5 protein-coding genes are annotated in these 12,240 nt (G+C 41.9%); 4 read left to right on the forward strand and 1 reads right to left on the reverse strand.

Annotated features, from left to right (window positions below):
* The first annotated feature begins 241 nt into the window (after positions 1-241).
* The 4 genes from QUA47_RS00500 (at position 242) to QUA47_RS00515 (ending at position 11,498) form a co-directional block, all read left to right on the forward strand.
* Positions 242-1,015, forward strand: coding sequence for a VOC family protein (locus QUA47_RS00500; protein WP_333429282.1), 774 nt, complete (start codon positions 242-244; stop codon positions 1,013-1,015).
* A gap of 1,064 nt (positions 1,016-2,079) precedes the next feature.
* A complete protein-coding gene (locus QUA47_RS00505) occupies positions 2,080-8,889 on the forward strand; it encodes an AAA family ATPase (RefSeq protein WP_333429283.1) in 6,810 nt (2,269 codons plus the stop codon).
* The gene (locus tag QUA47_RS00510; RefSeq protein ID WP_333429284.1) at positions 8,886-10,244 is read left to right on the forward strand and encodes a response regulator; all 1,359 of its coding nucleotides are present in this window, start codon (positions 8,886-8,888) and stop codon (positions 10,242-10,244) included. Before QUA47_RS00505 ends, QUA47_RS00510 begins: the two co-directional genes overlap by 4 nt.
* 243 nt (positions 10,245-10,487) lie before the next feature.
* Positions 10,488-11,498, forward strand: a complete 1,011-nt coding sequence (locus QUA47_RS00515; RefSeq protein WP_333429285.1) for a poly(ethylene terephthalate) hydrolase family protein — start codon at positions 10,488-10,490, stop codon at positions 11,496-11,498.
* A gap of 216 nt (positions 11,499-11,714) precedes the next feature.
* Here the strand turns inward: QUA47_RS00515 and QUA47_RS00520 are convergent, their stop codons facing one another.
* Positions 11,715-12,230: a helix-turn-helix domain-containing protein gene (locus QUA47_RS00520; protein WP_333429286.1), complete on the reverse strand. Its 516-nt coding sequence runs from the start codon at positions 12,228-12,230 to the stop codon at positions 11,715-11,717.
* Between the last annotated feature and the right edge of the window lie 10 nt (positions 12,231-12,240).

A 12,240-nucleotide genomic window follows, 5' to 3' on the forward strand; every position in this document is an offset into this window, starting at 1 on the left:
TTTTACTGCTTTCGGGGCAGAGGCTGTGAATTGCGTCTCTACAAGATGCACCGGATGATGACCTGACTCTAGCAGAATTGTCGGTAACTGGATGTTGAGACTGCTGGATGTGCGCGGATGGTTCCTCGATGTGGTTGTAACTTGAAGCTTGGGGAAGGTTGGGGCGATCGATTGCGCGATTTTAGATTTTAGATTTTAGATTTTAGATTGGGAAAGATTGACTGAGTAGAGGTTTGGGACTTTGGTACAGTACGCTGTGCAGCATCAGCGTGGCGATCGGAAAAAAAGCAATCACAGGGGATTAAAATTACTTGAGCGATCGATCGATTCTCTGAACAATGCTATGACATTTGAATTTGACCATCTTTTCATTCTTACTGATATTGGTGCTTCGGAAGCTAATCGTTTATCCTCATTCGGTTTAGTTGAGGGTGCATCTCGCATTCATCACGGACAAGGTACAGCCAATCGCTCTTTCTTTTTCCATAACGCAATGTTGGAATTGTTATGGATTCACGATCCAGAAGAGGCGAAGTCTGAGCCAATTCATCAGACTCGTCTTTGGGAGCGATCGACAAATCGGAATAATGGTGCGTGCCCATTTGGCATCTGTTTGCGTCCAGCTAAAGGTTCTGAGGAAAGAGTTGCATTTTCTAGTTGGGCATATCGTCCACCTTATTTATCTGAAACGATGAGTATAATGGTGGCAACAAATAGTGATGTGTTGACTGAGCCGATGCTTTTCCAAATTTCCTTTGGTCAACGTCCAGATCAATACTCGGCCCAGAAGTCACAGCCTTTGGAGCATGGTGTTGGTTTACACGAAATTACTCGTGTAGAATTAGTCAGTCCTGCTGCCAAGAATCCGTCACCCGAACTTCAAGCAGTGCTAGAGACAAATCAGCTAAAGTTACGGATAGGAACCGAGTATTTTGTCGAGCTTGGTTTTGATGGAGAAGTGCAGGGACAACAGGTAGATTTCCGACCTGGATTGCCGCTTATTATCAGTTGGTAATCTCAACCAGTCAGCTAAAAATGAGTTCTATAGAACCCATTTGATATCTAGAAGGCTGGCAGCCTTTTAACCCTTAGCGTAATAAAACAAATATTTGTTATCGAGATAATATATAAACTTCTCTCAAAATTCATAGGCGAGGATTTTGCAGTTTTTCATCCAATAATTTGCTCTTTCAATTACCTACATTGCCACAACCGGAACCAATCCAGACTTCCCCTCCGCTTATTTTTCTGATTTCGATAGTTTTTTAAAGAGCTTAAAACTGATTTTAGTCATAATCTGCAGATAAATCTTTTTTTACTCCATAGTCAGATGTTCTGGGTGATAGCCGTGGTAAGGGTAATATAGCAATCCTCGCATCATTTGTAAATTTCTTACTTTCTCAGAGCGGGTTCGGGGTGGGTTGGGGTGGGGTAAAACATTTACGACTCATTTATGATTGCTATATTGTTATCTTGGAAATTTATTGAGTGGTTGAGACTTGAATAATCAAGGTTTTTGCTCAAGATCTCAATCAAAGCCGCATTCAGGATATAAATTGGCTTTTGTAAGCGTGAGGAAACAATGGAAAGGAAGCGTATCAACAGCGTGATTTCTTTTTATACCATTCGTCGATTTATAACAAAAGAATGTCCTGTCGATACAATAGGTTGCTAGAACACACGATGACGGCTGGCCTTAAGTATTTTTACGGTAACTTTACCTCAAAACCCTCAAGGGGGGAGAACCAACTTGAAAACCTTTCCAGGCTTGGGTTTAAACTGAACTACCTCAAAAAATAGCTTTTGGGGGCGATCGCCTCCTGTAAGCTTCACGACTGCTAGATGCGATCGCTCTCAATATCTCAAATGAGTTATGTAAACATACTTATGGATAATTTTCGCTCCAGTGAAGACAAGTTCTAAACAATTAATAATATGGCTTCACTATCCAACGGCCTGCGAGCGTTCGTACAGAAAGCGGACTGACAAGTGCAGGAACATTAGAGGCCATTGAGAATTTTCCAAGTTGGCTGAGTAAACTAGAGATATAGTAACCCCCTATTTATTGAGGACTGGAAAATGGAGACAATTACTGACCTGCCAGGGTATCGCATAACAGAACAACTCTATGCAGGATCTCGCACTCTAGTCTATCGGGGTATTCGGGAGAGCGATCGCACTCCAGTCGTCATTAAAGTGCTGCGGAATGAATACCCCAGCTTCAGCGAACTACTTCAATTCCGCAACCAATATACCATTGCCAAAAATCTACGTCTGCCTGGAGTGGTTGAACCCCTCGATTTAGCACCTTACAAAAACGCCTATGCTTTGATAATGGAAGACTTTGGAGGAGTTTCCCTGGCTACTTATATCCCGGCAGCAACTGATAAAAACCAAGCCGATAAATCTGTATCTTTAGAAGACTTTCTCAATTTAGCCAGGGAACTAGCAAATATTCTCCACTCTCTCTACCAAAACCGAGTTATTCATAAAGATATCAAACCCGCCAATATTCTGATTAACCCACATAGCAAACAAATTAAACTCATTGACTTCAGTATTTCTTCCCTGCTGCCGAGAGAAACCCAAGAAACCCAGAATCCCAACACCCTCGAAGGAACCTTAGCTTATCTCTCCCCAGAAAAGACAGGAAGAATGAATCGAGGCATTGACTATCGGAGTGACTTTTATTCCCTGGGTGTGACCTTCTATGAATTGTTGACAACACAGTTACCCTTCGAGTCAGACGACCCAATGGAGCTAGTGCATTGTCATCTAGCCAAAGAGCCGATTCCGGTACATCAAATCAAGCCAGAAGTTCCCCTAATTTTATCCCAAATTGTTAGTAAACTGATGGCAAAGAATGCGGAAAATCGCTATCAGAGTGCATTAGGACTGAAACACGATTTAGAAATTTGTCTGGCTCAATTACAAAACACGGGTAACATTGAGACGTTGGCATTGGGAACGCGGGATATTATAGACCATTTCCTCATCCCCGAAAAACTCTACGGCAGAGAAAATGAAGTTGAAACCTTATTAGCAGCCTTTGAGCGAGTCAGCAGGGGCAGCACCGAAATGATGCTAGTATCCGGTTACTCTGGCATTGGAAAATCCGCCTTAGTACAAGAAGTTTATAAACCAATTACTAAAGCCAGAGGTTATTTTATTGCCGGAAAATTCGACCAATTTCAACGAAATATCCCTTACGCGGCGGTTGTCAAAGCCTTTCAATCATTAGTCAAACAACTCTTAACTGAAAGCGAAAATCAACTCACTACCTGGAAAGAAAAAATATTAGCTGCTGTTGGCGCTAATAGTCAAATCATTGTAGATGTCATTCCTGAAGTAGAATTAATCATTGGCAAACAGCCGATCGTACAAGAATTAGGCGCTACACAAGCACAAAACCGCTTTAATTTAGTATTTCAAAAATTCATCCGCGTGTTTTGTTCATTTGACTATCCCTTAGTCATCTTTCTCGACGATTTACAATGGGCTGATTCTGCTACATTGAAATTGCTACAAGTAATGATGGCAGATGAGCAAACGAAATATCTATTTCTAATTGGTGCTTATCGAGACAACGAAGTTAACCCATCTCATCCTTTAATGATGACCTTGGATGAGCTGCAAAATCAAGGTGCAAGAATCGAGCGAATTACTTTAGCTCCCTTACACCTTAACCAGATAAATAACTTAATTGCTGATACCGTGCGTAAAGACACAAAATCAGCGCTCCCCCTAGCAGAGTTAGTGCTCAATAAAACTCAAGGTAATCCTTTTTTTGTCAATCAGTTTCTCAAAACTCTCTATCAAGAAAACCTGCTGAAATTCAATTTCAAAAAAAGCAACTGGGATTGGAACATTTCAGAAATTGAATCAGTAGGTATTACTGATAACGTTATTGAATTGATGCTTGGCAAATTGAAAAAACTGCCCGTAGCAACTCAGCAAGTTTTGCGTTTGGCTGCTTGCGTGGGTAATAGTTTTGACTTAAACACTCTCTCAATTATTAATGAGAAATCTTGGGGAGCCACGTTTCAAGAACTATTGCCAGCCATCGAAGAGGGATTGATTTTAACTACTTCTGAGTTAGGTGCTACCGAATCAGAAATAATTAATTCCGACTTAGTAATTACTACTTATAAATTTTTGCACGACCGCGTGCAGCAGTCGGGTTACGCTTTGATAGACTCCCAACTGCAAACCGCAATTCACCTAAAAATTGGTCGCCTATTACTAGCGAATATTTCTCCTGAGCGACAAGCAGAAAGAATTTTTGAAATTGCCGATCATTTGAATTCGGGTCGGAATTTAATCATTGATGATAACGAGAAAATTGAACTAGCTATTTTAAATTTAACAGCCGCTCGCAAAGCCAAAGATGCAACGGCTTATGCTGCAGCCAGAGACTACTTAAAAATCGGTCGAGAAATTTTACCGGGCGATATTTGGCAAGAATCCTACGAACTAGCTTTTACCTTTCATAAGGAGCTAGCAGAGGCCGAATATTTAAACGGCAATTTTGAAGAATCAGAAGCTTTAATAGAACTGGCATTTGCCCGGGCAAAATCTGAGCTAGAAAAAGCCGAAATTTACAACATTTTGATCGTGCAGTACACTCTGCTGAGTAAATATGAATCAGCAGTTCAATCGGGATTAAAAGCCCTTAAATTGCTGGGAATAGACTTGGCTGAAGATAATTTAACCGAGGCGGTTAATGCGGAAATGGCGGCAGCTAAAGCCAACTTGGCAAACCAAGAAATTGCTTCATTAAGTAATGCAGAAAAAATGAAAGATCCGGCTCAACAAATGGCAATGAAATTATTGGGCAACATGGGGCCGCTAACGTTCTTTTCATCTCAAGAACTGTGGAAGTTGACTGTGATCAAAGGGATTAACCTTTCTCTCAAGTACGGTTTTGTAGCGGGAGGGTCTTACTGCTATTCATGTTATGGAATTATCCTAAATTCAATTTTAGGGGATTACCAATCGGCTTATGAGTTTGGCCGACTTGCTCTGACTCTCAGCGAAAATTCAAATAACTTGTCTCAAAACTGCCAAGATAGTGTGATCTTTGCCAATTACTTAAACTGCTGGGTGAAACCGCTCAAAACTACTGCTGAAATTAATAACGAAGGTTATAAAGTTGGCTTGCAATCGGGCAATTTGCAATGGACGGGTTATAACCGGATGTTTCAAACCATTACCTATTTCTTCCAGGGCATGAATTTGAATAACCTCTGGGAAGATATTGGCAAGTCGCTCCATTTTTGCGAGCAAACTAAAAATTTTTGGGCAACTGATATAATTGTTGCTAATAAGATAGCAATTTTAAATTTGATGGGCGAAGAGGATGAAGTTAGCGAAAAACAGCATTTAGAAAATTTCCACAGCCGTAAAAGTATGGCCGCGCTGTGCGAGTTTTATGTTTTAAAAGCGCAGACTTTATATCTTTACGAACAGTATAGTGAGGCGCTAGAAGCATCGGAACGCGCGGCAGAACTGCTCGATTATTTGATGGGTCATATTTCTAGTGCTCACCATCATTTTTACCGTTGTCTGATCTTAACGGCTCTGTATTCAGACGTTTCTGAATCGCAGCGAAAAGATTACTGGGAGCAATTAGAAGCTCATCAGAAACAAATCAAAATTTGGGCGGACAACTGCTCGGAAAGTTTCGCACATAAATTCTCGCTAGTGGCGGCAGAAATGGCGAGAATTTCAGGTCGAGATTTGGAGGCGATGGATTTGTACGATCGCGCGATAGCTCAGGCTAGAGAGCATGATTTTATTCAGAATGAAGCGCTGGCGGCGGAACTGGCTGCTAAATTCTGGTTGGCGAAAGACAAAGAAGAATTTGCCCAAATCTACTTGACTAAAGCCCACTATTGCTACCAATACTGGGGCGCTAAACGTAAAGTGGAGAGTTTGGAGGAAAAATATCCCCAATTAATCGCGAGAACATCAGGGAAGACAACTACTCAAACAAAAGTTAACCGAACTACGAATGCGACTACTAGCAACAATTTGGGAGATACGTTAGATTTAACTACTGTGATGAAAGCTTCCGAAGCGATTTCGGGTGAAATTGTTTTGAGTCGGCTGCTGGAAAGATTGATGAAAATTGCGATCGAAAATGCGGGGGCGCAAAAAGGTTTTTTGATTTTAGAAAAAGGGGGAAACTGGGCGCTAGAGGCGGAAGGTTCGGTGAATGAGGATGAAGTTAGTGTGCTGCAATCGCTTCCTCTCAATCCAACAGCAGCTTCTGGGGGTACTCCTTTGCTGGCAAGTGCGATCGCCAATTATGTGATTCGCACTCAGGAAAATGTAGTGTTAAATAATGCCGCTCAAGAAGGACAATTTACCCGCGATCCTTATATTGCAGCCACTCAACCGAAATCAATTCTTTGTACTCCTCTGCTACACCAAGGTAAGCTGACGGGCCTTCTTTATTTGGAAAATAACTTGACTGAAGGGGCTTTTACTACCGATCGGCTAGAGTTGTTAAAACTGTTATCTGCCCAAATTGCTATTTCTATTGAGAATGCCCAACTCTATGACCAATTAGGGGAATACTCGCGAACCCTGGAACGTAAGGTTATAGAAAGAACGCAAGAATTGCAACAGGAAATGGCTATCAGAATGCAGACAGAAATAGCTTTGGGTAAGTCTGAGGAAAAGTTTTCTAAAGCCTTTCGTTCCAGTCCTAACCCGATCGCGCTCGCCCGGTTTGCAGATGGACGCTACATTGAAGTGAACGACAGTTTCCTCAGCACTTTTAGTTACTCTCGCGAACAGGTAATTGGTTTTACAGCAAGTGAGTTGAATCTTTGGGTTAATTTAGAAGAATATGACAGATACAAACAGCTATTGCAAGAATCTGGACTGGTTCGCAATCAGGAATTTGATTGTCGTACTTCTTCAGGCGAGGTCAGGAAGATGCTGGTATCAGCAGATATTATTGAGCTGGGTGGAGAAGCGTGTATTCTCTTAGTCACTAACGACATTACCGAGCGTCAAAGGGTAGAAGAAGCGCTCAAAAAAAGCGAGGCTAAATACCGTGACTTAGTTGAAACATCGCAGGATATGATTTGGTCAGTTGATGTTGAAGGGCGTTATACCTTCGTCAACGCTGCCGTCCAACAGATTTTTGGCTACTGCCCTGAAGAAATGATAGGGCGAAAATTCACTGATTTCAAGCCACCTGAACAACTTCCCAAAGATAACGAGATATTCCAACGTATGCTGAACGGAGAGTCCGTATTTCAGTATGAAACTCTACACTTAGCTAAAGACAGCAGACCTATCAATCTCCGGCTTAATTCAATTGTGGTGCGGGATTCCGAGGGAAATATTCTAGGAATAACTGGCACAGCCAGCGATATTACGGAGGGCAAAAAAGCAGAGGCAGCCTTACAACAAGCCAAAGAAGTTGCAGATGCTGCTAACCAGGCTAAAAGCGAATTTTTATCAAAAATGAGTCACGAATTGCGAACTCCCCTCAATGCGATTCTCGGCTTTACCCAAGTGCTGGGACGCGACTCATCCCTTTCTCACATACAGCAGGAACAGATCGGCATCATTAGTCGTTCTGGCGAGCATTTGCTGACGCTGATTAATGACGTGCTGGAAATGTCTAAAATCGAGGCAGGTCGGATTACCTTAAATCCTACTAGCTTTGACCTGTATCATTTGCTCAATTCTCTCGAAAAAATGCTCAAACTCAAAGCTGATTCTAAAGGTTTACAGCTCTGTTGGCACATCAATTCTAACATTCCTCAGTATGTAAAAACTGACGAAAGCAAATTGCGTCAAGTCTTAATTAATCTGCTAGGAAATGCGATCAAGTTTACTACGAAGGGAAGTGTGACACTTCGGGTTGCAGCAATTAGTGCGAAACAAAAGTCCCCAACAGCCAACGAACCACGGACTATTACGTTTGAAGTGGAAGACACGGGCCAAGGCATTGCTCCTACTGATGTAGATTCTTTATTTGAACCTTTTGTACAAACTGACGCGGGTCGGAAATCTCAAGAAGGAACGGGCTTGGGTTTACCCATCAGCAGACAATTCGTACAACTGATGGGGGGAGAAATTACCGTCAGCAGTACCTTGAATCGAGGAACAATTTTTAGTTTTGATATCCAAATTAGCTCCCCTGAGATGGCTGAAGTTGAACCTCGACAATCAAGAAGGCGCGTAATTGGTTTAGAACCCAACCAACCTTCATATCGCATCTTGGTGGTTGATGATAAATGGGAGAGCCGTTTGCTATTGGTTAATCTTCTCGAACCGCTTGGCTTGGAGGTGCGCGAAGCGGAAAATGGTCAAGAAGCTATTACAATCTGGGAAACTTGGAAACCTCACCTAATTTGGATGGATATGCAAATGCCTGTGATAGACGGGTATGAGGCTACCAGACACATTAAAGCCAAAATTCAAGACGAGGCTACCCCGATTGTTGCGTTGACCGCTAGCGCTTTTGAGGAAGAGCGAGCCATTGTTTTATCATCAGGCTGTGACGATTTTGTGAGCAAGCCTTTCCAAGAAGAAGTTATTTTTGCCAAAATGGCTGAACATTTAGGGGTACAGTATATTTATGAAGATTTACCGAACTTTACATTATCTCAGCTTGAGGGTCAAGACTTGAGTGTAAAAGAAGGAGAAAAAACTGAAATTTTAAGGACAACTTTGGCGAGAATGCCTACGGAGTGGGTGATACATTTACATCATGGAGCTATCGATGCGGATGCCGACCTGATTTTAAGTTTAGTCGCCACAATCCCTGAATCCGATACTTCTTCTGCGGAGGTTCTCACCGATTGGATTCATAATTTTCGATTTGATAAAATTACTGCCTTAACCGAAAAAATTATCCCATGAACAGCCAGCAATTAGAATCTCATGTTGCCAATCTTTTAGTGGTTGACGATACCCCAGACAACCTGCGTCTTTTATCCACTATGTTGAGCGACAAAGGATATAAAGTGCGGGGCGTAATAAACGGGGAGATGGCCTTAAAAGCAGCGCGTTCAACTCCACCAGATTTGATTTTGCTCGACATCACGATGCCCCAGATGAATGGCTACGAAGTTTGCCAACATTTAAAAGCGGATGGCAAAACTTCGGGTATTCCAGTTATTTTCTTGAGCGCCTTAGATCAAGTGTTGGATAAAGTCAAAGCATTTGCTGTGGGAGGAGTAGACTACATCACCAAGCCATTTCATTTACAAGAAGTTTTAGCTCGTGTCGAAAATCAACTAACTATTCAGCGTTTGCAAAAAAAATTGCACGAGCAAAATGCGCGATTGCAGGAGTCAGAAGCTAAAGAGCGGAAGAAATCCCAACAACTAGAGCTGGCTCTACAAGAGTTACAAAATGCACAAGCTCAACTCATCCAAAGCGAGAAAATGTCAAGTTTAGGGAATGTTGTAGCAGGGGTAGCTCACGAAATTAACAATCCGATTAGTTTCATTAAAGGGAACCTCTGCCCCATAACGGAGTACACTGAAGATTTGCTGAGGCTGGTGCAACTCTACGCAGAAGATTTCCCTAATCCCACAGCCGCTATCCAGGAACAACTCGAGGCAATCGATTTCACTTTTCTCAGGAATGACTTGCCGAAGCTAATTGCTTCTATGAGCATAGGAGTTGACCGAATCGGAGAAATAGTGCACTCGCTACGGAATTTTTCCCGACTCGATGAAGCTGAGTTGAAAGCGGTGGATATCCATGAAGGAATTGAAAGTACGCTGATGATTTTGCAGCATCGGCTAAAAGATGAAGCAGACCAAAGGATAATTAAAGTGGTAAAAGAGTATGAGGCTCTGCCAAAGATAGAATGCTATGCGGGGCAAATGAATCAGGTTTTTATGAACGTCCTGACCAATGCGATTGATGCGTTGCAGTCACAAAAAAGTTGCGCCAAGGAGGCAGGTGATAGCAGCCAAATCCCTACTATTACTATTTGCACGAAGTTACTGTCCGAAGTTCAAGTGGGTATTTATATTACTGATAATGGACCCGGCATAACCGAAGAGGTTCAACAACGCATATTTGAGCCATTTTTTACAACGAAGAAAGTGGGTCAAGGAAAGGGTTTGGGGTTATCGATTAGCTATGCTATTGTAGTGGATGAGCACGGCGGGGAACTCCGTTGTTTTTCGGTACCGACTCAAGGAGCGACATTAGCCATCGGAATTCCGATTCACCACTCTAAAAAACGTTTTTCTAAATAAGATTTGGTCGGGTTATAAGCCACACTAAAATAAAAGTAGTTAAAAAGGGTGTAAAATCAGGAACCGTGTTTATTTATCAGTCAGTTTATTGGCAATTTTTACACAAACTTCTATTAACAACAAGTTGATACTCTTAGTCACAGAGTCCGCAACCTTTTCCGGCAACGTTCCTTAAATTACCAACCGTCGCCGACTGGCTTTTTCTCAGTAGCTTATGCACGCACTCTCAAACCCAAAATAATTATGAATTTCAACCCTCATTTTTTTTCGGCAAAAACCCTAGCACTTGTTTGTGCAATTGCTGCGTTTGTTGTCCTTGGTGGCAAAGTATTTGCCACAACAATCGATTATGCACCGCCATTTAAAGAAACCAGCTTTTACAGTACGACGATATCTGCTAATAACGATTTAGCTGACATTTATTATCCTAAACCATCCGATCTTAATTCTGGTAATTACTCTTTCCCCATTGTAATTTTATTGCAAGGTGCGCTTGTAGATAAATCATTTTATTCAGATTACGCTAGCCAGGTGGCGCGGTACGGCTTTGTGGTAGTCGTTCCGAACCATTTGCGCCCTTCGCCCTTCAATCCCACTTCACCCCCTAATTTGGCGTCCGAAACTTCGCAAATTGCGGCGGTTTTGTCTCAAATGGCGATCGAAAACACAAACCCCACATCTCCGATTGCGTCTGTTATCGATACGCAGCGCCTTGGTTTATTGGGTCATTCTTTTGGTGGCGCGGTGGGGTTATCGGTGATTGCTAATAAATGTCTCCCAGAATTGTATTTGTGTCAAGAGCCATTTACGCGCCCGAAAGAACTATTAGCGGGTGCATTTTTTGGAGCTAACTTGCGGAATCCCATTGCTAATGAATTTGTACCCATCGCTAATGATGGCATTGCAGTGGCGTTGATTCAAGGCGATATCGATGGTGTCGCCCTGCCTGAACGAGCTCAAAGCACCTTTGATCAAATTCAAACACCACCCAAAGCTTTGATTACTGTTATGGGTGCAAATCACTTCGGCATTACCAATGTTAATAACCCCGCTGGTGCGAACCCCGATCGCAATACTGCTACCTTAGAGCGAGCCGTGGGTATTGAAACGATCGCCCGTTGGAGCGCGCTATTTTTGCGGGCAAATATGCTTAAAGATCGAGCTGCATTTGATTATATTTACTCTCAAGGTGACGCCCTCGATCCGAATGTCCGTGTTACCACCGTTGCAGTTCCCAAACCATCTTCTAAGTAGCTCCACCTCAAAAAACCTCAGATAGATTAAAGCTAATATAGCAATACTAAATCAGTCATAAAATTTTTACCCCACCCCAACTCTTCCCTTATCAAGGGGAGGGAGTAAGAAATTCACAAATGATTTATGATTGCTATAGCTATCTAAATAATAAGCTTTGAAATGCCATTTTTATTTACCTATAACTTTTACTCCAAAAGCTGTAATCTTTTTTTTTTAATCGTTTTTGAGCAAGGTTTTTGAATTTTTGTTAAACTCAATGGCTGCCTCCTGAGCTTTTTCGTTACTCACAGGCTTTGGTTCCTTTAAGTTGGCTTTCATGCGATAGTGTACTTGCTTGTGTAATGTTTGATATTTGACTGAGATTTGATAGTTCTCTTCTACCCATTGACCAATTTCTTTATAAGTCTTAAAATCACAGAACTCTTCACTTAATTTTTCTGATATTCCGGCTATTACGGCTGAAGGAATTACTCGGGGTCTACCAGTTGCTTGCCGTATTTCTAACAGTTCTGACAGACCCCCAGCAATATATTGTTTTAACCATCTATGTACAGTAATTCTATGTACACCTAAACGTTCAGCTACATCTGTAAGGCTTTGACTAGCTCCAGTTTTTAACCAATAAAGTGCCTGAATTTTTTGTTTATTAGGTAGAGTTCGCTGCTCGGACAGAATTATTTTTAACTCGTCTGCTGTTAAATCAATTCTTTCTTGGTAGTTTACTTTCATAAAGTATTAC

It is taken from the genome of Microcoleus sp. MON2_D5 (assembly GCF_036701905.1).
Classification (GTDB): domain Bacteria; phylum Cyanobacteriota; class Cyanobacteriia; order Cyanobacteriales; family Microcoleaceae; genus Microcoleus.